The organism is Paenibacillus medicaginis, from assembly GCF_042138635.1.
Taxonomy (GTDB): Bacteria; Bacillota; Bacilli; order Paenibacillales; family Paenibacillaceae; genus Paenibacillus; species Paenibacillus medicaginis.
Window position 1 is genome coordinate 36,200 of sequence record NZ_JBHIRY010000028.1, and the last position, 22,971, is coordinate 59,170.

General features: G+C 51.5%; 21 protein-coding genes. All 21 read left to right on the plus strand.

Annotated features, from left to right (window positions below):
* The first annotated feature begins 61 nt into the window (after positions 1–61).
* Complete coding sequence (spoIIE, locus tag ACE5LO_RS22035) at positions 62–2,563, plus strand: stage II sporulation protein E (protein WP_375522122.1); 2,502 nt, start codon at positions 62–64, stop codon at positions 2,561–2,563.
* Positions 2,564–2,705: 142 nt separating this feature from the next.
* Positions 2,706–3,455 carry a vWA domain-containing protein gene (locus ACE5LO_RS22040; protein ID WP_375522123.1) on the plus strand — a complete coding sequence of 250 codons (750 nt, stop codon included), beginning with the start codon at positions 2,706–2,708 and terminating at the stop codon, positions 3,453–3,455.
* Positions 3,439–4,377 carry a serine/threonine protein kinase gene (locus tag ACE5LO_RS22045; protein WP_375522124.1) on the plus strand — a complete coding sequence of 313 codons (939 nt, stop codon included), beginning with the start codon at positions 3,439–3,441 and terminating at the stop codon, positions 4,375–4,377. Before ACE5LO_RS22040 ends, ACE5LO_RS22045 begins: the two co-directional genes overlap by 17 nt.
* A gap of 45 nt (positions 4,378–4,422) precedes the next feature.
* Positions 4,423–5,889, plus strand: coding sequence for a tRNA lysidine(34) synthetase TilS (gene tilS / locus ACE5LO_RS22050; RefSeq protein ID WP_375522125.1), 1,467 nt, complete (start codon positions 4,423–4,425; stop codon positions 5,887–5,889).
* Between the two features lie 44 nt (positions 5,890–5,933).
* Positions 5,934–6,473, plus strand: a complete 540-nt coding sequence (gene hpt / locus ACE5LO_RS22055) for a hypoxanthine phosphoribosyltransferase (protein ID WP_375522126.1) — start codon at positions 5,934–5,936, stop codon at positions 6,471–6,473.
* A gap of 97 nt (positions 6,474–6,570) precedes the next feature.
* Positions 6,571–8,604: an ATP-dependent zinc metalloprotease FtsH gene (gene ftsH / locus ACE5LO_RS22060; RefSeq protein ID WP_375522127.1), complete on the plus strand. Its 2,034-nt coding sequence runs from the start codon at positions 6,571–6,573 to the stop codon at positions 8,602–8,604.
* A 170-nt stretch (positions 8,605–8,774) separates the two neighbouring features.
* On the plus strand, positions 8,775–9,542 hold the full coding sequence (locus tag ACE5LO_RS22065; RefSeq protein ID WP_375357311.1) for a type III pantothenate kinase: 768 nt from the start codon (positions 8,775–8,777) through the stop codon (positions 9,540–9,542).
* A 148-nt stretch (positions 9,543–9,690) separates the two neighbouring features.
* Positions 9,691–10,575, plus strand: a complete 885-nt coding sequence (gene hslO / locus ACE5LO_RS22070) for an Hsp33 family molecular chaperone HslO (protein WP_375522128.1) — start codon at positions 9,691–9,693, stop codon at positions 10,573–10,575.
* Positions 10,576–10,612: 37 nt separating this feature from the next.
* Positions 10,613–11,563: a peptidylprolyl isomerase gene (locus ACE5LO_RS22075; protein WP_375522129.1), complete on the plus strand. Its 951-nt coding sequence runs from the start codon at positions 10,613–10,615 to the stop codon at positions 11,561–11,563.
* A 162-nt stretch (positions 11,564–11,725) separates the two neighbouring features.
* On the plus strand, positions 11,726–12,664 hold the full coding sequence (gene cysK, locus ACE5LO_RS22080) for a cysteine synthase A (RefSeq protein ID WP_375522130.1): 939 nt from the start codon (positions 11,726–11,728) through the stop codon (positions 12,662–12,664).
* Positions 12,665–12,784: 120 nt separating this feature from the next.
* Entirely contained in the window at positions 12,785–14,362 is a 1,578-nt protein-coding gene (locus ACE5LO_RS22085) for an anthranilate synthase component I family protein (RefSeq protein ID WP_375522131.1), read from the plus strand.
* Entirely contained in the window at positions 14,359–14,934 is a 576-nt protein-coding gene (gene pabA / locus ACE5LO_RS22090; protein ID WP_375522132.1) for an aminodeoxychorismate/anthranilate synthase component II, read from the plus strand. Before ACE5LO_RS22085 ends, pabA begins: the two co-directional genes overlap by 4 nt.
* Positions 14,935–15,825, plus strand: coding sequence for an aminotransferase class IV (locus tag ACE5LO_RS22095; protein ID WP_375522133.1), 891 nt, complete (start codon positions 14,935–14,937; stop codon positions 15,823–15,825). It abuts the gene before it with no gap.
* Positions 15,822–16,679, plus strand: a complete 858-nt coding sequence (folP, locus tag ACE5LO_RS22100; protein WP_375522134.1) for a dihydropteroate synthase — start codon at positions 15,822–15,824, stop codon at positions 16,677–16,679. The genes ACE5LO_RS22095 and folP overlap by 4 nt, the downstream gene beginning before the upstream one ends.
* Before the next feature lie 73 nt (positions 16,680–16,752).
* Positions 16,753–17,115, plus strand: coding sequence for a dihydroneopterin aldolase (gene folB / locus ACE5LO_RS22105; protein WP_375357319.1), 363 nt, complete (start codon positions 16,753–16,755; stop codon positions 17,113–17,115).
* Between the two features lie 11 nt (positions 17,116–17,126).
* Complete coding sequence (gene folK / locus ACE5LO_RS22110; protein ID WP_375522135.1) at positions 17,127–17,675, plus strand: 2-amino-4-hydroxy-6-hydroxymethyldihydropteridine diphosphokinase; 549 nt, start codon at positions 17,127–17,129, stop codon at positions 17,673–17,675.
* Positions 17,676–17,680: 5 nt separating this feature from the next.
* Positions 17,681–17,857 (plus strand): helix-turn-helix domain-containing protein, encoded by a 177-nt coding sequence (locus ACE5LO_RS22115; RefSeq protein WP_375522143.1) that lies wholly within the window; start codon positions 17,681–17,683, stop codon positions 17,855–17,857.
* 3 nt (positions 17,858–17,860) lie between these two features.
* Positions 17,861–18,853: a tRNA dihydrouridine synthase DusB gene (dusB, locus tag ACE5LO_RS22120; RefSeq protein ID WP_375522136.1), complete on the plus strand. Its 993-nt coding sequence runs from the start codon at positions 17,861–17,863 to the stop codon at positions 18,851–18,853.
* Positions 18,854–19,073: 220 nt separating this feature from the next.
* Positions 19,074–19,550: a transcription elongation factor GreA gene (greA, locus tag ACE5LO_RS22125; RefSeq protein WP_355325948.1), complete on the plus strand. Its 477-nt coding sequence runs from the start codon at positions 19,074–19,076 to the stop codon at positions 19,548–19,550.
* A 106-nt stretch (positions 19,551–19,656) separates the two neighbouring features.
* Positions 19,657–21,186: a lysine--tRNA ligase gene (lysS, locus tag ACE5LO_RS22130; RefSeq protein ID WP_375522137.1), complete on the plus strand. Its 1,530-nt coding sequence runs from the start codon at positions 19,657–19,659 to the stop codon at positions 21,184–21,186.
* 90 nt (positions 21,187–21,276) lie between these two features.
* Positions 21,277–22,614 (plus strand): TrkH family potassium uptake protein, encoded by a 1,338-nt coding sequence (locus tag ACE5LO_RS22135; RefSeq protein WP_375522138.1) that lies wholly within the window; start codon positions 21,277–21,279, stop codon positions 22,612–22,614.
* Positions 22,615–22,971 lie beyond the last annotated feature (357 nt).

The following is a 22,971-nucleotide window of genomic DNA, read 5'->3' on the forward strand; positions in this document are numbered from 1 at the left end:
ACTTTCCCGGAAAGGCAGGGTAAGATAGGAAACATCAAATTGATGAATGGGGTGCCTGACAATGAGTAAGTGGAATGTCGTACAATTTCCTGGAACCAAATCGGACAAGCGTAAAGCCGGCCATCGCGTAAGCTGGCTGAACAGATTCTCAGAACGCATACAATCCAATAAAGCGGTTCAGGCAGTGTACGCACAAAGATGGATTCTCATGTTCTCTGCAATGGGGTTTCTTCTTGGCAGAGCCACCATTTTGAATGAACTGGCTCCTTTTGCCGCCGCTTATTTTGCTGTCATATCATTTTTACGCCGGGATCTTATGCTTCCTGTCGCGGCTTCCGTGCTGCTTGGCACTTTATTTGCTCCTTATCCCGCCTTTTTTGTCATTGGAGGCGAGCTACTGCTCTTTTACCTGGTTCATCGGGGGCTTAATATATATGGCAAGCTTGATCTGTCCTTTACTCCAATTATGGTGTTTATCTCCGTGTTTATGGTGAACTTGTTTCGTGTCGTGATTGGTCCGTCTTTTACCTGGTACTCTGTACTGATGATGACTACTGACGCTGTGCTAAGCTTTATGCTTACCCTGGTGTTCATTCAGGCGATTCCGCTGCTTACACATTCGAAGCGGACAGGCCAGCTCAAGAATGAAGAGATTCTGTGTCTTATCATCCTGCTTGCCTCGATGATGACTGGAGCGGTAGGGTGGAGCCTCCAGGGGCTGTCGGTGGATCATATTCTTTCCCGTTATCTGATTCTCGTTTTTGCACTGGTAGGAGGAGCGCCGCTTGGGGCGTCTGTCGGTGTCATTACAGGCCTTATTCTGAGTCTTGCCGACATGGGTGCCGTAATGCAGATGAGTCTGCTCGGCTTTTCCGGGTTGCTGGCCGGTATGCTCCGCGACGGCCGCAAGCCTGCGGTAGCGCTGGGAATGCTGCTTGGCTCCTCCATACTCTCCATTTACATGGACGGCAGCGGGGATGTCATGCGCTCAACCTGGGAAAGCAGTGCCGCGATCCTTCTATTTCTGCTGACCCCCAAAAGCCTGTATCTTCGCATTGGAAGGTACATTCCCGGAACGCAGGAGCACGCCCGTTCCCAGCATGAATATGCGAAGCGGATCCGGGACCTTACGGCCGAACGTGTCAGTCAGTTCTCGGAGGTATTCCGTCAGCTGGCGCGCAGCTTTCAGCAGGTATCTGCCAGAGCGGGGGCCACCGGGGACGGGGAGATGGGGCATTTTATGAACGCGGTAGCCGAAAGCACCTGTGCCTCCTGCTTCAAGAGAGAGCAGTGTTGGGACAAAAAATTTATGCAAACCTATCAATATATGACTGAAATGATGAGCTCCATCGAAGAGAAACCTGACCTCCAACCGCAGGAAATGCCTGCACATTGGAGCAGGACCTGTGCCAAGACGGATGCGGTGCTGAATGTCATGAAACAGCAGTACGGACTGCATCAGCATAATATACAGTGGAAGCGTCAGATTTATGACAGCCGGCTGCTGGTTGCAGAACAGCTGTCGGGTGTCTCCCAGGTGATGGACGACCTGGCGAGGGAAATCAAGCGGGAGAACCGCGCCATGCACCGGCAGGAGGATCAGATCCGTGAAGCGCTCGAGCAGCTCGGATTGTCCATTTGCGGCATTGAAATTGTCAGTCTTGATGCCGGGCAAGTAGAAATTGAGATTATTCACGCTTACACGAAGGGATATGATGAATGCCGAAAAATTATAGCACCTCTGCTTTCAGATATTTTGGATGAGCATATTACCGTTCTGCATGAAGCGCCCGCCCATTCAAAACAGGGGCTTACGACGGTAACGTTTGGCTCGGCCAAAACGTACGAAGTAAGTACGGGAGTATCCTATACGGCCAAAGAAGGGGATCTGCTGTCAGGGGACAGCTTCAGTACGGTCGAGCTTGGAAATGGTAGCTTTGCCGTATCGCTCAGCGATGGCATGGGCAACGGGGAGCGGGCCCGGCAGGAGAGCAGTGCCGCGCTTAATATATTGGAGCAACTGCTTCAGTCCGGAATGGATGAGCGGCTTGCGATCAAATCCGTCAATTCCGTGCTGATGCTGCGTTCGCCGGAAGAGATGTATGCCACGGTGGATATGGCCTTAATAGATCAGTATTCCGCGAAAACCACATTTATGAAAATAGGCTCCACTCCAAGCTTCATCAAGCGGGGGAAAGAGGTGATCCCGATATCCGCCAGCAACCTTCCGATCGGCATTATTCAGGACATTGATGTTGATTTAATTACGGTTCAGCTGCAGGCGGGAGATATTCTGATCATGATGACGGATGGTGTGTATGATGCCCCTGGCTATGCCGTAAATAAAGAACTGTGGATGAAGCGGCTGATTCTGGAGCTGGAGGATGATACCCCGCAGGAAATGGCCGATGCCTTGCTGGACAAGGTGCTTCGGGAGCAGCAGCACCAAGTACACGACGATATGACCGTGGTGGTCAGCCAGGTCCATCATTTCCTGCCGGAATGGTCAACCCTTCATATGCCTGGCCTGCAGCGAATGGAAAGACCACGGACAGTAAGCTGACCCACACCGTCATATTGTCCATTACCCGGGAAATGGTGATCAGCTGACGCATAAATAAAGAAATTCCCGTTTGAGATCGATTCAACCAGGCAATGATAGAGTCATAGAGGAAGAATCGAGTTCAAACGGGAGGCTGATCTGTATGAAACAGATGCTAATCATCACTGACGGATGTTCCAATGTCGGTCCGAGTCCGGTGACAGCGGCGGCTCAAGCCCTTCAGCAAGGCATTACGGTTAATGTGGCCGGTGTTATTGACTACGGAACGATCGGCGAATGGGGGAGCCGGGAGATTGAGGACATCGCCAAGGCAGGAGGTGGCTTCAGCCGCATTGTCGGTACACGCCAGCTTGCTCACACGATGCAGATGATGACACGGAAAACCGTGGTTCAGACCATTCAGCACGCGGTAAACAAGGAGTTAAAGAACATTCTTGGCACTGGAGGCGCGGGGACCATCGAGGAGCTGCCACCTGATGACCGGGCGCGGGTGGTGGAAGTGGTTGATGAGCTGACAGAGACGAGTGAGCTGGACGTAGCGCTTGTCATTGATGCCAGTGCGAGCATGAAACCGAAGCTGCCTGCGGTTGAGGAGGCAATTCGGGATTTGATGCTCAGCCTGCAGGCCAGAACGGGACCTAGCCGTATCGCGGTTTTTCACTTTCCGGGTTCGCCGTATGGAGATGGCGCAGTTTGCGATGTGGAGTGGACGGACGATTTGGGGAAAATAAAATCCCTGTTCGGGCGGCTTCCGATGCGAGGGGCTACGCCAACAGGGCCTGCGATTTTGGAAGTGATTGATTATTTCCGATATGTTACACTAGAAAAAGAACAAAGATTGGCAGAAACTTACGGCAAAGGAGAAAGGATATCCGGTGACTACGTCGTCTGATCCTGGTCTGGCACCCGGCACAGTCATCTTGGGCAAATGGAAGCGGGGAAGCTATGTGATTCAGCGGATGCTGGGACGCGGAGCAAACGGAACCGTATACCTGGTAAGGGATGCCAGACAAGGCCGCCAGTATGCACTTAAGCTGGGGAAAGATGCGCTTGATCTTCAGTCCGAAATCAATGTGCTGACTACACTGCAGAACCAGGGGAAGCAGGCTGCACTTCAAACCAACGGAGTACCGTCCTATCTGTACGAGGTTGACGATTTCATATTGAAGGACAGGGATGTTCCTTTTTATGTAATGAAATATGTCAAAGGGGAGCCGTTGCATCTTTTCATTGCGCGACATGGCGCACAGTGGTATGGCGTGGCCGGTCTCGGCGTTCTGAACCGGCTGGCAGAGCTTCATGAGAGCGGCTGGGTGTTCGGGGATTTGAAGCCTCAGAATATCATGGTGGCTTCCTTCGCTGAAACCGAGCTGATTGATTACGGGGGAGTGACCAGAACAGGCAACAGTGTAAAGCAGTTTACGGAGTGGTACGACCGCGGGTACTGGAATGCGGGAGGCCGCAGCGCCGATCCGCAGTACGATCTTTTCTCCTTTGCCCTGCTTACGCTTCATATCCTTGAAGGGGATGCATTGAAGGCTGCGGCCGCCAAGCTGCCGCAGCTGCGCAGCATCTCAGAGCTGACGGGCATCGTTGCCCGCAGCCGCGCCTTGCGGCCCTACGCGGGTTGGCTGAGCTCAGCCCTGCGCGGTGAGCATAAGAATACCAGGCGGGCTGCGCTGGCCTGGTCGCAACTGGCCGGAGCCGGAGGACAGAAGGCGGCAGGGCGTAAAAATAAGCCGCACTGGCTTGGCTTCGCATTCGCAGCTTCTCTGGTGTTACTTGCCGGAGCAATCTGGATGGCGCTGCGCTGACAGCGCTGAAATACATAACCGATTGGCAGAAATGAGGATTTAGGAATGGAAGGACGATCGTGGCACAGCATCATTGAACATGTGCTGAATACCTCAGCAGAGCATATGATGTGGGCTCCTGGGGACAGCATTGTAGTCGCAGTTTCCGGTGGACCGGATTCTGTGGCTCTTTTGCATGCCATGGAGGAAATCTCGCGGCTGCATATGCCGCTGCGCCTGATTTGCGCGCATGTCCATCATGGCTTCAGACCGGAGGAATCCGATAGGGAGGCGGGGCTGGTCCGGGATTTGGCGGACGGGCTGAACATCCCGTTCGAATTGGCGCAGGTGGATGTTCCCCGGTATATGAGGGACACCGGCAAAGGGCCGCAGGAGGCGGCACGTGAGCTGAGATACCGTTTTTTGCACGAGATCGCAGTGCGCTACGGGGCGAACAGTATTGCTCTTGCACATCATGCGGATGACCAGGCGGAAACCGTCATCCTGCATCTGCTGCGGGGAAGCGGGCCGGGGGGGTTGTCCGGAATGCGTTTTGTACGCCGCGAAAAAAAGGTGCAACTCATTCGGCCAATGCTTCGTATGTACAAGACGGATTTGATCCGGGCCTGTGAGGAGAAGCGATTTCCCTATGCCATCGACAGCAGCAACGAGCAGCGAAAGTACAGGCGCAATGCCATTCGTTTGGATGTGCTGCCTTTTTTGGGGCAATATAATGAGCAGTTGGTGCCTTCCCTGAACCGTCTGGCTGAAATCATGAGTGCCGAGGACGAACATATGGATACTGAAGCTCACCTGGCCTACGAAGCGCTTGTTCACAAAGAGGGAGGCCGTTCAGCGATAAGGGTGGCCGCATTCCGGGATTTAACCGTCGCTTTACAACGGAGGTTGATTAAACTAATATTAAACTACCTGCCTTCGGACAGTGAAAATGTGGATTTTCACAAAATTGAAGCGGTGAGGCAAGGGATGATCCAAAATCATCCGACGACATGGAGCCTTGATTTGGGCGGCACGACCGTAGCGGCAAGGGAATATGATACGGCGAGTTTTTTTACCCGTGAACGGAAGCAGACCATGACAGCTTTGGCTGTATTTCATTATGAAATCCATGGTTCTCAGGACAGTGGTTTTATCCGGCTTCCCGAGGCCAGAGGTGTGATTTCCTGGGTAAGGCTTACAGATTCGTCTGAATTCCGCATTCCCGCAGGTCCTTACGAGGCCATGCTGGATGAAGCATTTCTGACCTTTCCGCTGACTATACGAACGCGCGCACCGGGGGACACGATGCAATTGATGGGATTAAACGGCAGGAAAAAGGTGAAAGATATTTTTATCGACGACAAGATACCTCCTTCCCTGCGGTCGTTTATTCCTTTGGTATGTGACGGTTCCGGACCTGTATTGTGGATTCCGGGTGTCCGGCGCTCGTCTCATGCCGCCGTGCAAGCAAATACATCTTCGGTTATTTATATGTCTTGGCAACCCGAAGGTGGGACGGTGACCGGTGATTGAGCGGTTGCGGATTTCATAAGTATACATTTAGGAGGTTCACTCAGTTGCACAATGATATTCAGGAAGTTTTAATTAGCGAGGAAGAAATACAAAATAAAATCAGGGAGCTGGGCGCCGAGCTCAGCAAACGGTATGAGGGCAGAAACCCTCTGGTCATTTGCGTGCTTAAAGGCGCGTTTATATTTATGGCTGATTTGGTTAAAACCATTACTGTCCCCCTTGAACTTGATTTTATGGCTGTTTCCAGCTACGGGGATTCGACCAAATCATCAGGCGTCGTCAAGATCATCAAGGACCTGGATCAATCCGTTGAAGGACGCGATGTCCTGATTGTTGAAGACATTATCGACAGCGGGCTGACACTCAGCCACTTGATCGAGCTGCTGAAGAACCGCAATGCCAGTTCGGTGACGGTGGTCACATTGTTTGATAAACCGGCCCGCCGCACAGTCAATTTGGAAGCTGACTTTACCGGCTTCACCCTTCCGGATGCGTTTGTGGTCGGCTACGGGCTGGACTACAGCGAGCGTTACCGCAACCTGCCCTTTATTGGAATTTTGAAGCCGGAGATCTATACCAACTAACCCGGCCTGAGGTCCTAGGACCGGCAGGGGAGTGTTTGTTGAGAAGCCCTGACAGGCTATGGTAAAATAACTTGAGCGTCTTGAGAGGAGGTAGGGGATGAATCGGTTCATCCGGAATTCTGGTTTTTATTTGATTCTTTTTTTAGTCGTGGTGGGCATCGTACATTTTGTCAGCAATGGTAACGAAGCTGCCGATCTCCCTAGATATGATGAGCTGCGGCAAGAAATAAAAGACAACAACGTCAAAAGTGTCACAGTTCAATTTGACGGTAATGCCTATCTCGTAACCGGTACGTATAAACAAAAGCCGGCTGATGCTACTTCCGAAAACTTTTCAGTGTATATTCCTCCTACCGAAGCGGCGGTCAACGAACTTATTGGTTTGAGTGATCAAAACGACTTTAGTTTTGTGATGAAGCCGATGGAAGGACAGAGTATCTGGCTGACCTTTTTGACATCTATCATTCCGCTTATCATTATGTTCCTTCTCTTCTTTTTCCTGTTTAACCAGGCCCAGGGCGGCGGCGGCAAGGTTATGAATTTCGGCAAGAGCCGTGCCCGTCTGTACAACGAAGAGAAGAAAAAGATAACGTTCGAGGATGTTGCCGGAGCAGACGAAGAGAAGCAGGAGCTTGTCGAAGTGGTGGAGTTTCTGAAGGATCCGCGCAAATTCGCAGCGGTGGGCGCACGTATTCCGAAAGGTGTCCTGCTTGTAGGCCCTCCGGGTACCGGTAAAACGCTTCTTGCCAGAGCTGTTGCCGGCGAAGCGGGCGTGCCGTTCTTCAGTATTTCAGGCTCTGACTTTGTTGAGATGTTTGTCGGTGTCGGTGCCTCACGTGTGCGTGACCTGTTTGAGAACGCCAAGAAGAACGCGCCTTGTATCATTTTCATTGACGAGATTGACGCTGTCGGACGCCAGCGGGGCGCAGGCCTTGGCGGCGGCCATGACGAACGCGAACAGACGTTGAACCAGCTGCTTGTGGAAATGGATGGATTCGGAGCGAACGAGGGCATCATCATCGTTGCTGCGACCAACCGCCCTGACATCCTGGACCCTGCCCTGCTGCGTCCGGGACGTTTTGACCGTCAAATTACCGTCGACCGTCCGGATGTTAAAGGACGCGAAGCGGTACTGAAGGTTCATGCGCGCAACAAGCCGCTGACCAAGGACGTCAAGCTGGACGTCATTGCGAAGCGAACTACAGGCTTTACAGGAGCAGATTTGGAGAACCTGCTTAACGAGGCCGCGCTGCTTGCAGCACGCCGCAACCGCAAGGATATCTCCATGATCGAGGTGGATGAAGCCATTGACCGTGTTATCGTCGGTACCGAAAAACGCAGCCGTGTCATCAGTGACCGCGAGAAGCGGATCGTTGCATACCACGAAGCGGGTCATACCATTGTCGGTTATTTCCTCGAACATGCCGATATGGTTCATAAAGTGACGATCATTCCGCGCGGACGTGCCGGAGGATATGTGATCATGCTTCCGAAGGAAGACCGCATGCTGACTACGAAGCAGGAGTTGCTGGATAAGGTTACCGGTCTCCTTGGCGGTCGTGTATCGGAAGAACTGTTCATCGGTGAAATCGGAACAGGCGCTTACAGCGACTTCCAGCAGGCAACAGGCATTGTCCGCAGCATGATTGTGGAATACGGTATGAGTGAGAAGCTTGGTCCGATGCAGTTCGGCACATCCCAAGGCCAGGTATTCCTGGGCCGTGATATCGGCCATGAACAGAACTACAGTGATCAGATCGCTTACCAGATCGATCAGGAAATGAACCGTTTCATTACGGAATCTTATGAACGCGCCAAAGAATTGCTGACCAAGCATTCCAAAGAGGTTCATTTGATTGCCCAAACCTTGCTTGAGCAAGAAACATTGGAGCTGGATCAAATCAAGCAGCTGATTGAAACGGGTTCCCTGGACGGAAATGGAGGCGAGGGTGGAAAGCCTGAAAGTGGGCAGCCAACCATCGACAGCATCGGAGATGTCCGCATACGAATTCAAAGCCAGGATGAGAAGGCAGACGGAAATGCGAACGGCATTCCGAATGATCTGCCTAATCGCCAAAATCCTGACAACCAAGGTAATTCGGGCGGCGGAACACCACCAACCAACGCATAAACCAGGTTCTCTGGGTGCAGAGGAGTCCCAAAAGGTCCATTGACCTGGGGCTCCTTTTTTGCGGTTTATGAACGCACTGAAGAAATTGACAGACTGCGTAACGTTGTGTACATTTGAAGGATGTTTAGGTTTACTGTTGTTAGAACGGGAAGAAAGAAGGGTGATCCCTATTGATTCTTGTAGTTGATGTAGGAAATACCAATATCGTATTAGGTGTATACCGTGGCCGTGAGCTGCTTCAACATTACCGGATCAGTACGTCCAGACAGGCAACGGAGGACGAGTATGGTGTGCTGATCTATAATTTATTTCACATGAAAGGCATCTCCGTCAACCAGATCGAAGGAGTTATTATTTCTTCTGTCGTGCCTCCACTGGTAAGGGTGCTGGAGCAAATGTGTGCAAAATATATTGGGAAAAAACCGATTCTGGTGGGTCCCGGCATCAAGACAGGCTTGAATCTTAAGTATGAAAATCCGCGCGAGGTAGGCGCTGACCGGATTGTAAACGCCGTGGCGGCGGTGGATCAATTTAAGGGACCACTCGTGGTTGTTGATTTCGGCACGGCCACAACCTTTGATTGCATTGATGGCCAGAGCAATTATCTGGGTGGTGTCATTGTGCCCGGGATCGGGATTTCTACCGAGGCGTTGTATCAGCGGGCCTCCAAGCTGCCGCGTATTGAGCTGGAGAAGCCGAAGAAGGTGATCGGCCGCAATACCGTACATGCGATGCAGGCCGGGATTATTTTCGGTTATGCCGGGCAGGTGGACGGAATTGTAGAGCGGATCAGACAGGAGATGGGGGGTGGGCTGAAGGTCATCGCGACCGGCGGGCTGGCAGAATTGATCGCCGGGGAAACGAAGTCCATACAGGAGGTTTGTCCGCTGCTGACCCTGGAAGGACTGCGAATTATCTACGAACGGAATCAGGATTAGTGTGCATGAAGGAAAGTTGGCTGCCGCTCAAACCTGCCGGCCTGTGCCCGGTTTGGATTGGCGGCGTTTTTCGTCTATAATTGGAAAAAGAATAACAACACGTAAAAGCCAGAATGGCTTTTCACATAAAAAGGAGCTGTAACACATAATGGAGAAACTACAGGACCGGTTGATCCGGGGAACGGCGATGGAAGGCCGGGTCAGAGCTTTTGCCATCCGCACGACAGAGCTTGCGGAAGAGCTGCGCCGCAGACACGACACCTACCCTACAACGACTGCCGCGCTGGGCCGGACGGTTACGGCGGCTGCCATGATGGGAGCCATGCTGAAAGGTGAAGAGAAACTGACGGTGCAGGTCAAAGGCGATGGTCCCATCGGTCAGATCGTGGCAGATGCGAATGCCAAAGGGGAGGTGCGCGGATACGTAGCAGAGCCTCATGTACACCTGCCCAGCAACAGTGTGGGCAAGCTGGACGTAGCAGGCGCTGTAGGTACGAGTGGCTTCATCCACATCACAAAGGATTTGGGGCTGAAGGAGCCTTATCGGGGCAGCATACCTATCATTTCGGGCGAGCTTGGGGAAGATTTCACCTATTATTTTGCAAAATCGGAACAAACGCCGTCTGCCGTAGGTTTGGGTGTCCTGGTTGATACCGACAATTCCGTGATTGTTGCGGGCGGATTTATCATTCAACTGCTGCCAGGGCTGAACGATGATGAAATTACGGCGATTGAGAACGCTGTAGGCGCTCTTCCGCCGGTAACCTCCTTGCTCGACCAGGGCTTGGATCTGGAAGAAATGCTGCGCTGGATGCTGCCTGATGTTCAGATTATGGACAGCATGGATATTCGTTTTCAGTGCCAGTGCTCTGAAGAGCGGGTAGAAAAGACACTGATCAGCCTGGGACAGCATGAACTTGAACAACTGATTGCTGAAGATGGACAGGCAGAGGTCGTATGCCAATTTTGCAATGAGGCCTACCGTTTCGATAAAGATCATTTGCAGCGGCTTTTGGATCAAGTCAAAGCGTAAAGAAGTACAATAACTCGGGGAAGAGTGAGCGATTGGGATGACAAGACAGGAGAAGGGGTTACTGGCGGCTGTCGTTGTCTTGACCATCAGCGTTCTGGTGTTGGGCGGTTTAATAGGTTACAAAGGACTGCAGCCCGACCGGGATAACGGCGAGACTGATGCGGATCTCAAGGATGAGGGATCGCATGCTGCTGCCATCATCGGTGACGACACGATATCTGAACAGGAATGGGCAGAAGAGTTAAAAAAAAGATATGGGAAAAGTATGCTTCTGGAAATGCTAAACCGCAAAGCGATCGCTCTGGAAGCCAAATCGCAAGGCATTCGGGTTACACAGGAAGAAATTCAGGAAAGATTGGAAAAGCAGATGGAAGGATACGTGTCGGAAGAAGCCTATTATGAAGAAATGCAAAACCAGTTCGGCCTTTCCCGGGACGATTTAACCCTTGAAGCGATGTACAGGATCAGTCTGGAGAAGATTGCGACTCTGGGAATTCATATTGATGATCAACAGGTGGATAGCTATATCCGGGAGCATCCGGATGAATACAGCTCCCGCAAGCAAATGGATCTGGCCTGGATCATGGTGGACAAGCAGGATGAGGCGGAAGAAATATTGGACCGTCTGGATAAAGGCGAGGATTTTGCGAAGCTCGCGCGTTCTTACTCTACAGATCAATTCTCCAGGGATAACGGCGGCTCTTTGGGCTGGACAGATGAAGATGATCCCTTTCTCCCTGTGACCGTCATGGAAACAGCCAGAAGCTTAAATGCTGGCGAAAGCGCCGGGCCGCTGCAGGTGCCTGATGGATATGCCATCGTGTATGTCCAGGGTATACGAACGGAGGATTCCGAGCCTCGGCAGGAAATCCGTCAGGAGGTCCGGCGTGAGCTCGCCTTGCAGCAGGCAGGGCCGCTTGAGGAGCTGGAAAAGAACCTCCGTTCAAAGTATGGCGCACAGATCACGGCTGATTTCCCGTCATCTTGATGAACACAAGCTGTGCCGGTCTCATCCCGGTCTGCCGTATGTTTTTTTCAAGAAGCATGGTTGACAAATCCGGGTGGGATTGATATGATTACTAGTAAAACCTACCTTTTTACTCGGAAATCAGAAGTGAAAATATAGCCATCTGCCAAGGAGGTACTTAGTATGCCTAAAGTCGTCAATAACGTTACAGAACTTATCGGAGGAACACCGCTTGTCCGTCTGAACCGCATCGTGCCGGAAAACAGTGCGGAAATCTATGTAAAACTGGAATATCAGAATCCTGGATCCAGTGTAAAGGACCGCATCGCTCTCAGCATGGTTGATGAAGCGGAGAAGGAAGGTCTTCTTAAACCGGGCGGAACGATTATTGAGGCAACCAGCGGCAATACGGGCATCGGTCTGGCGATGGTAGCGGCAGCCAGAGGTTACAAAGCCATTATTGTTATGCCTGAAACGATGAGCCTGGAGCGCCGCAATCTGCTGCGTGCTTACGGAGCGGAGCTTGTGCTGACACCGGGGGCTGAAGGTATGAACGGTGCGGTTAAGAAAGCGGAGGAGATTCTGAAGGAGAACCCGGATTACTTCGCCGCAGAGCAGTTCAAGAATAAAGCGAACGTCAAGATCCACCGGGAAACTACAGGCCCTGAGATCGTGGAAGCCATTCAATCCATCGGCGGAACGCTGGATGCCTTTGTAGCAGGTATCGGTACAGGCGGTACGATCAGCGGTGCCGGGGAAGCACTGAAGCAGGAATTTCCTAATGTTAAAATTGTAGCGGTTGAGCCGGCAGCTTCCCCGATTCTGGCGGGTGGCAAACCGGGCCCGCATAAAATCCAGGGTATCGGAGCGAACTTTATCCCTGAAATTTTAAATCAGGATATCTATAATGAAATCATTCATGTCGAGAATGAGGAGGCCTTTGAAACGGCCCGCAAGCTTGCCAAGGAAGAAGGCATTCTGTCCGGCATCTCCTCGGGGGCGGCTGTTTTCGCAGGCTTGAAGGTGGCTAAACAATTGGGCAAGGGCAAGCGTGTTGTTGTCATTGTTCCAAGTAACGGCGAACGTTATCTCAGCACTCCTCTATACAATTTTGAAGCATAATCAGCAAATGCTAATGAAATCCCTCACTCCTGCAGGGCAGGGGCGGGGGATTTTTTTAGATATTCAAAAGCGGGACATACCATATTACAAGAAGCAATGCAGAATAGGGGATTTATCTGAATGACAAAAAAGATGACCATACCTATCACCGACTGGCAGGCATGGCAGCAGGAAGGCTGGACCATGCTGCCGTTGATTATGGAAACCGATTGGCAGGAAGGGCTGCCTGTGGAATGGATGAAGGCGTGGCAGGCGGCTTCTCCCTATTCTTTTGTGCTGGAGAGCGGGAAAGAGGGGCGTTATACCTATTTGGGGTTGAGACCTGCGGCGGTTCTGACCGGCAAGGACGAGGAAGCGAAGTGGATTGAGTTGGACGACGGAAAGGAAGGCAGGCTGACAGGCCAGCCTCTGCATGTCCTGGGGACATGGATTTCCCCCTTCAAAACGCCCCGTCTGGAGCAGCTTCCGTTTTTCCATGGCGGTTTCGCGGGCTTTCTCGCCTACGACGTAGCCCGTTCCCTGGAGCGTCTCCCTGTGTTGGCCGCTGATGATACCGGATTACCGGATTATGTGTGGATGCGGATGGATGAGGTATGGATTTATGATCATCAGGAGCGGAAGCTTTACTGTGCCGTTCATATCCCGGTTCCGACCACCCCAGAGGAAGCTCGGCTGCCCGAGCTGTACCTTGAAGCGGAACAACGCACGGAACGGATGCTGGATTTGTGGAAGGAGCTGTTCAACGGAGAGAGCGGGAAGCTGCGCAGAGATACTCGTCTTCAGCGGATTAGCGAGGACCCGGACGCCGGTGGACATGCAGGGCTGGGGGATTGGGAAGCGGTCTTTCCGCAGGACAAATTTGAACAGGCGGTACAACGCATTCGGGAATATATCGGTCAGGGCGATGTGTTTCAGGTGAATCTGTCGCTTCGCCAGCAGCGCAGGCTGACAGCCGCGCCTGAAGACATCTATGAGTGGCTGCGTCTGTTGAACCCGTCCCCCTATATGGGAATGCTGCGGACTCCAGATTTCACCTTGGCCAGCGGCTCGCCCGAGCTGCTCGTAAAGCTGGACGGAGGCAGGGTAGCTGCCAGGCCGATTGCGGGAACAAGGCGGCGCGGGCGCACGGCTGCCGAGGATGCGGCGATGGCAGAAGAGCTGTTGAGCAGCGAGAAGGAGCGGGCCGAGCATATTATGCTTGTCGATCTGGAGCGCAATGATATCGGGCGGATCGCCGAGTATGGCACCGTTCACGTTCCCGAGCTGATGACCATTGAATACTATTCGCATGTTATGCATCTCGTTTCACAGGTGGAAGGTCGGCTGGCCAAGGGACGCAATGCTCTCGATGTCGTTGCGGCTATGTTCCCTGGCGGAACAATTACAGGAGCACCCAAGGTCCGCACGATGGAAATTATCGAAGAGTTGGAGCCAGTCCGCCGTGGCCCCTATACCGGATCGATAGGGTGGATTGACTATAACGGCGATATGGAATTAAATATTATTATTAGAACGCTCGCCGTCAAGGACGGCATGTCATATATACAAGCTGGCGCCGGTATTGTCATCGATTCTGATCCATACCGGGAGTACAGGGAATCGCGCAATAAAGCCAAAGCCGTCATGAAGGCTGTGCAGTACAGTGAAGAAGAATCCGCTTTAAGCAAGCGACATGAACAGGGAGATGACGGAACATGATATTGGTGATCGACAATTATGATTCCTTTACGTATAACCTGGTGCAGTATCTGGGTGAATTGGGCGAGGAAGTTACCGTCAAGCGCAATGATGAAATTGATCTGCAGGGGATTGAGGATATGGCTCCGGATCATATCTTGCTCTCCCCTGGGCCATGTACGCCCAATGAGGCAGGAATTACGCTGGATGTCATCTCGCATTTTAAGGGCAAAATTCCGATCTTCGGCGTATGTCTTGGACACCAGGCCATCGGACAGGCATTTGGCGGCAATGTCATCCGGGCGGAACGGCTGATGCATGGCAAGACATCACCGATTTTGCATAAAGGCAGTTCGGTCTTCGAAGGGCTTCCGTCTCCGTTTACCGCCACCCGCTACCATTCACTTCTGGTGGAGAGAAGCAGTCTTCCGGATTGCCTGGAGATCACTGCCGAGACGGCAGAAGGCGAAATTATGGGCTTGCGGCATAAACAATTTGATGTGGAAGGCGTGCAGTTCCATCCGGAGTCTATCATTACAGATCACGGCCATCAAATTCTGCGCAATTTTCTGAAGCGCAAAGTAGGCGCCTGAATGAAATATATCGGAATGAACGGCGTTTTGACCGATGCCGCCGCTGCCGTGGTTCACGTAAGTGATCACGGCTTTTTGTACGGCATGGGCCTGTTCGAGACCTTTCGTACGTACAATGGTCTGCCATTTCTGCTCGACCGGCATTTGCGCAGAATGTCCGAGGGCTGCAGAATGCTTGGTATTTCATTTGAAACCGATGAAAAAGAACTGGCAGAGCTGATCAGCCGCCTAATGAAAGCCAACGGGTTAGTGGATGCCTATATAAGGTATACGGTTTCGGCGGGTGAGGAGGCATTTGGCCTGCCATCCGGGGGCTATAGCCGTCCGAATCACGTTCTGTTTGCCCGGGCACTGCCGCCGCTTTCTCTGGACCCGGCTGCCAAGCGCAGCAAAGCGCTGTACTTGCTTCATACCCGCCGCAGCACCCCGGAGAGCGGGGTGCGGTTGAAATCACTGCATTATATGAACAATATTATGGCTAAACGTGAGCTGGCCCAATATGAGGGAGCTTCTCCCCTTCCGGCGGAGGGTTTGATGCTGACAGCTGATGGTTTTTTATGCGAAGGTATTGTAAGCAATGTCTTTTTTGTCAAGGATGGAGTATTGCATACACCGGAGCTGTCGACAGGAGCACTGGGCGGCATTACCCGCGAATTCGTTCTTGAGCTGGCGCGCAGCAGTGGAATACATGCCTTGGAGGGACTGTACGTCTGGAATGATCTCTTGGAAGCGGATGAAGTATTTTTGACAGGCTCAGTTCAGGAGATCGCACCTGTGACGAGGCTGGTTGAACCGTACGGGGAGGGACGGCAGGTCGGGGGCGGGCAGTATGGCCCGGTTACAGAGCATCTTCTCAAGGTTTACCATCAGAAAGCAGGGGTTAAAGTATGAAGCCAATGATCTACAAACGCAACTATGTGTGTGGGGATATTCCGCTCTCCTTGGGCGACTCGACGCTAATTATGGGCATTCTCAATGTAACGCCAGACTCTTTTTCCGATGGAGGGCGGCATACTACGGTAGAACAGGCGGTTCGGCATGCCCTGCAACTGATGGAGGACGGAGCTGATCTGATCGATATTGGAGGGGAATCGACCCGCCCGGGACATGAACCGGTCAGTCTGGATGAGGAGCTGGCGCGCGTGATCCCCGTCGTGGAGGCACTGCGCCGCGAGGCGCCGCATATTCCGCTGTCCATTGATACCTACAAGGCGGAAGTGGCCCGCCGGTCGCTCGAAGCAGGGGCCCATATCATTAATGATGTATGGGGCTTCAAGGCTGATCCCGATATGGCGGGAGTGGCAGCTGCCTATGGTTGTCCGGTCATTTTGATGCACAACCGCACCAACCGTGATTACACGGATTTAATGGCAGACATACAGTCCGATCTGCTGGAGAGCGTTCGAATCGCTGAAGAAGCCGGCGTAAGGCCGGAACAGATCATTTTGGATCCGGGCATCGGCTTTGCCAAAGATTTTAATGAGAATCTGCAGACAATGGCCTCGCTGTACAAGCTGGGCGGTCTGGGATATCCACTGTTGCTGGGGACGTCCCGCAAAAAATTTATCCGCACCGTACTGGATCTCCCGGTTGATGACGTTGTAGAAGGAACAGCCGCTACGGTTGCCTTCGGCATTGCCCAGGGCTGCCAGATCGTCCGGGTACATGATGTCCGTCTGATCCGGCGCGCGGTACAAATGTGTGATGCCATGCTGTATGCGTCTCCCGACCTGCAGAGAAGATAGACATAGAAAAATATGTATGAATAAAAGATCAGTCGTGCAAAATAATCGAACCTTTAAAAGGTGGAGGCGTGTTATGGATAAAATCATACTCCAAGGCATGGAATATTACGGGTATCATGGGGTGTTCCCCGAAGAGCGCAAACTGGGCCAACGATTTTATATCGATTTGGAGTTAAACCTGGATTTGCGGGAAGCCGGTGAACACGATAATTTGGACAAAACTGTGAACTATGCGGAAGTGCATGAGCTGGTCAAGGGAATCGTGGAAAAGCAATCGTTCCAATTAATTGAAGCCTTAGGAGAGCATATTGCATCTTCCCTACTGGACACTTATACTAGTGTCAATGCACTGACAGTTAAAGTCACGAAGCCGCATCCGCCTTTTGATATTCACTTCAAGGGTGTTACTGTGGAGCTCCATCGGACAAGAAAGTGAAGGTGGACGACATGAACGCTCATACGACCTCTGAGCCATCAGAGGCTTATATTGCTTTAGGGGCTAATTTGGGAGACAGGGAGCATACCCTGCTCGATGCGATTGGGCGTCTGGATGCTCATCCGGATATTCAGGTACAGCGCTGCTCCGATCTCTATGAAACGGAACCGGTGGGATACGTGGATCAGCCATCTTTTATAAATATGGCTATTGCCGTAAGAACCGCATTAAGCCCGTTGGAACTGCTTCGTTACATGCTGTTTATTGAGCAGGAGCTTGGCCGTGTACGGAGCGTACGTTGGGGTCCCCGGACAATTGACCTGGATTTGCTGTTTATGGAGGGGGTTACGCTTCAGACCTCTGAGTTGGTGTTGCCCCATCCCAGAATGGAGGAGCGGGCTTTTGTCCTGATCCCTTTAGCAGATATCTTGATTGAAGACGATCTGTCTGGTTTCACAGATATCGTACAGTCAGCGATGAGAAAACTGGATGGAAAGGACGGCATACAGCGTTGGAAAACTTGCAGTTGGCGCATCGCCTCCGCGCCTTCCGGAAACTGAAGGGCTTGACCCAGCAGGAGCTGGCCCGCAAGACAGGCATTTCCCTAGCAGTGCTGGGATCTATAGAGCGAGGCAACCGGGTGGCCGGTCAAGATACATTAGACACAATTGCACAAGCTCTGGGAGTGACCACTCAAGAGCTTCAACCTCATACGGATCATGTAAAAAGGAGTGGGTATTGAGTCATGCTGAAAATCGGCGATATTGAAATGAAAAACCAGGTCGTGCTTGCGCCGATGGCCGGTGTGTGCAACCCGGCTTTCCGCCTGATTGCCAAGGAATTCGGAACCGGTCTTGTCTGCGCTGAAATGGTCAGCGACAAGGCCATCGTTCATGGCAATAAGCGCACTCGTGAGATGCTGTTCGTGGATGAGCGGGAAAAGCCGCTCAGCCTGCAAATTTTCGGCGGTGATCGTGAATCGCTTGTGGAAGCTGCCAAAGTGGTCGATCAGGAGACCAATGCCGATATTATTGATATTAATATGGGGTGCCCTGTTCCCAAAGTCACCAAATGTGATGCTGGCGCACGCTGGCTTCTGGAGCCGAATAAAATTTACGAAATGGTGTCTGCTGTAGTGGATGCCGTAAATAAACCGGTCACCGTCAAAATGCGGATCGGCTGGGATAGCGAGCATATTTATGTGGTTGAAAACGCCAAAGCGGTGGAGCGTGCGGGCGGCAAGGCTGTCAGCGTTCATGGGCGCACCCGTGAGCAGCTCTATACCGGTCATGCGGATTGGAGCTACATCAAGCAGGTGAAGGAATCGGTCTCCATTCCGGTCATTGGCAACGGCGATGTCGTTACACCAGAGAATGCCCGTCGCATGCTGGACGAAACCGGATGCGACGGTGTTATGATCGGGCGGGGCGCCCTCGGCAATCCGTGGATGCTGTATCGCACCATTCAGTACCTGGAGACCGGTGAACTGCTGCCAGACCCTGCAGCGGAAGAGAAAATCCGCGTGGCTATCCTGCATATGGACCGTCTCGTTGCACTGAAGGGCGAAGCGGTGGCAGTACGGGAAATGCGCAAGCATCTTGCCTGGTACCTCAAGGGGCTGAAGGGCTCGGCGCGTATTAAAGACATGGTGATGGAAGAGACAAGGCGTGATGAAATGGTGCAAATTCTGGAAAATTTCGTTGCGGAGCTCGACAACCCGGCGATCCTTGTATCCTGATTGTGTAATCGGATGGACAAACATCTGGGTTTAATTGACTTTTCCATATGCTTGCCATATAATCTTTCAGTATAAAATTCTGATTGCGCTGCTTTGATGCACGTGGATCACCCAATCAACAGAGGGGATGTTCTCATTCTTCCAGATCGGCATATAGTGTGTAAACAGCGTGCATGCTCGTGCACATTTAACTTTTTCCATGACAGGAGAATCGGTTGAGATGAGCGATAAAGAAGTCATTCTGACACAGGAAGGTCTCAAGAAGCTCGAAGATGAACTTGAGAATTTGAAATCGGTTAAGCGCCGCGAAGTCGCGGAGCGGATCAAAATAGCCATCGGATACGGCGACATCAGCGAGAACTCCGAGTATGAAGATGCCAAGAATGAGCAGGCGTTTATCGAAGGCCGTATTATTACGTTGGAGAAAATGCTGCGTAACGCACGCATTATTAACAGCGATGAGATTGACACGGATACTGTAGGAGTCGGTGCAATCGTTACGGTTGAAGATCTGGAGTTCGGGGATATCGTGGAATATACGATTGTCGGCACCGCCGAATCCAATCCGCTTCAAAATAAAATTTCCAATGAAAGCCCCGTCGGTAAAGCGATTTTGGGCAAGAAAAAAGGAACCATCGTTGACGTAAATGTGCCTGCAGGCGTCATCCAATATAAAATCGTGGATATCAAGAAATAAGGCAACTGACTTTAGTTAACAAAAAAAGCTTCCTTAGGGAAGCTTTTTTCTCTAGGATATATAGCGGGTAGCTCCGCTACTTAGAAGAAGGAGATGAAAGCTTACAATGTCGGATGAAAACATGAACCAGGAACCGCAGGAAAGCCGCGAGGAATTAAGTGAGCTCCTGCAGATTCGCCGTGCCAAATTGGACGAGCTGCGGGCGCTCGGGATTGACCCGTTCGGCCGCAAATACATCAGAACGGGTGAAGCGGGCGAGCTTCTGAATAAGTATGATGCTTTGACCAAGGAAGAGCTTGACGAAAAGAATATCGAAGTCAGCATCGCGGGCCGCATTATGGCCAAACGTGGGATGGGGAAAGCCAGCTTTGCCCATATTCAGGACCTGAGTGGACGAATTCAAATTTATGTTCGTCAAGACACCGTTCCTGAGGAGAAATATAAAGCGTTCACCATTTTGGATCTGGGTGACATTGTCGGTGTTAAAGGGGTACTCTTTAAAACTAAAACAGGCGAAACGACCGTCAAGGTGCTGGATCTGGAGGTCCTCTCTAAGTCTTTGTATCCTTTGCCAGAGAAATACCATGGCTTGAAGGACGTCGAGCTGCGCTACCGTCAGCGTTATGTGGACTTGATCATGAATCCGGAGGTGCAGAAGACGTTTATCACCCGTTCGCGGATTATTCAGTCCATGCGCCGTTATCTGGATTCCCTCGGATACTTGGAGGTAGAAACACCGACATTACATGCGATTGCAGGCGGGGCAGCGGCCAAGCCGTTTATTACCCACCACAATGCGCTGGACATGCAGTTGTATATGCGTATTGCCATCGAGCTGCACCTCAAACGTTTGATCGTTGGCGGTTTGGAGAAGGTATATGAAATCGGCCGGGTATATCGGAACGAAGGGATTTCCACCCGTCATAATCCGGAATTCACCATGATTGAGCTTTATGAGGCCTATGCCGACTATAAGGATATTATGAAGCTGACGGAAAATCTGATCGCTCACATTGCGAAAGAAGTGCTTGGATCGTATAAAATGATGTATCAGGGCAAGGAAGTTGATCTGACTCCACAATGGCGCCGGGTATCGATGGTTGATGCAGTGAAGGAAGTGACAGGTGTTGATTTCAGTGTGCAAATGACGAACGAAGAGGCGCACCGGCTGGCTAAGGAACATAAAGTCGGAGGTGTGGAGCCGCATATGACCTTCGGTCATATCCTGAACGCCTTCTTCGAGCAATTTGTAGAGGAAACGCTGATTCAACCGACCTTTGTGACAGGGCATCCGGTAGAAATTTCTCCGCTCGCGAAAAAGAATGAGCAGGACCCGCGATTTACGGACCGCTTTGAGCTGTTTATTGTGGCGCGCGAGCATGCCAATGCCTTTACGGAGCTGAATGATCCGATCGACCAGCGGCAGCGGTTTGAGGCTCAACTGCTTGAAAGAGAGCATGGTAACGACGAGGCGCATGAGATGGATGACGATTTCATCCGTGCTTTGGAATACGGAATGCCGCCAACGGGCGGATTGGGAATCGGCGTGGATCGTCTGGTTATGCTCCTGACGGATGCGGCGTCGATTCGGGATGTCCTGCTGTTCCCGCACATGCGCAACCGTACCACGGAATAATTGGTAGCACTATATTAAAGTAAAAAGAGGAACAGCCGGACATCCGCGCCTGCTCCTCTTTGTCTATGCTGCGATGGAGAGATGAATGACATGAAAATCAGCGTGAAAATGACGAAGATGGCATCTCCCCCTCTGATCCTGGTGGCGGGCCTGCTGGCCATTATTGCCGTTGGCACCCTGCTGCTGATGCTGCCGGCAGCATCCCATAGCGAATATTCCCTGCATTGGATTGATGCTCTGTTCACCGCTACCTCGGCCGCATGTGTCACCGGGCTGGTGGCGGTTGATGTAAATACGACATTTACCGTTTTTGGTGAAGTGGTCATCATGATCCTGATGCAGCTCGGCGGGCTGGGGTTCATGACCATGGCGACCTTGTTTGCGCTGGTGCTTGGGCGGAAACTGTCCCTTAAGGACAGATTGCTTCTCAAAGAAGCCATAAATGCGGACAGCATGGAAGGCATTGTGCGCATTATTCGTAAAGTGATGATTTTCTCCTTCACGATTGAGGGGATTGCAACCGTGATTCTTGCTTTGCGCTGGATGGCGGATATGCCTGCGGGACAAGCCTTTTATTATGGATTGTTTCACGCGGTGTCGTTATTTAACAATGGAGGCTTTGACCTCTTTGGTAATAGCTTTGTCCAGTATCGAGGGGATTGGCTGTTTAACCTGATTGCTTCTGTCCTGGTTATTTCGGGTGGATTGGGCTTTATCGTGTTGAGCGAGCTGTTTGATTATCGCCACAGACGAAGATTGTCGCTTCATTCCAAGCTGGTGCTGTCGGTTTCGGGTGGATTGATTGTCATCGGTACTCTCGTTATTTTCGTGTTTGAGTTTACGAACATGCGCACACTCGGTCCTTTGAATTGGGAGGAGAAATTGTACGCGTCCTTATTTCAATCGGTATCGACACGTTCTTCAGGCACGAGTACAGTGGATATTACAGGTCTAAGACAAGCGACGCAGTTTTTCATGATGCTGCTGATGTTTATTGGCGCTTCTCCAGGCTCAACGGGCGGAGGAATTAAAACGACCACATTCATCATCATGATGGGGGCTATCATCGCGATGGTGCGCGGAAGAAATGACATCGTCTTTTTTAAATACCGTGTACCCAAAGTAATGCTGATGAAGGCCCTGACGGTTATTATCATTTCTCTGTTGATTTTCATTATTGTGGTCATGCTGCTCTTGATGACGGAGGACGCTCAGTTTCTTTCATTGGCCTTTGAGGCGTCGTCTGCAATCGGGACGGTAGGTTTGTCGGTAGGAGTCACTCCGCAACTGACGGACATTGGAAAGCTTATCATATGCGCCACGATGTTCATTGGCCGGATTGGGCCACTTACAATAGCGTATGCACTCAGACCGAAGTCGGAGAAACAGCTGTACCGTCATCCGGAGGGGCATATTATTATCGGTTAGATTGAAGGCGTCCGAGTGCTCGGGCGTCTTTTTTTTAAAAAAAGGGTTGCATACTCTAGTTTAATGTGATAGATTATAAGTCTGGCCAAGAAAACTAAAGAGTCTGTGACTCGAAAAACTTTTTAAAAAAAGTTCTTGCTTACTTGGTTGGTGTGTGATATGATATAAAAGTTGCTGATGCGATAAGCTGAAGCGGAGGAAAAGTTTGATCTTTGAAAACTGAACAACGAGTGAGTAGATTTCACGAAGTGAAATCGCCCCGCGAAGGTTTTGGGTACAAGTCTATGACTGTATGAAAACCGGAGTGGATCATTGAGATATTAAATCTCGTCAGATTCAAATGAGCTTAATCGCTTT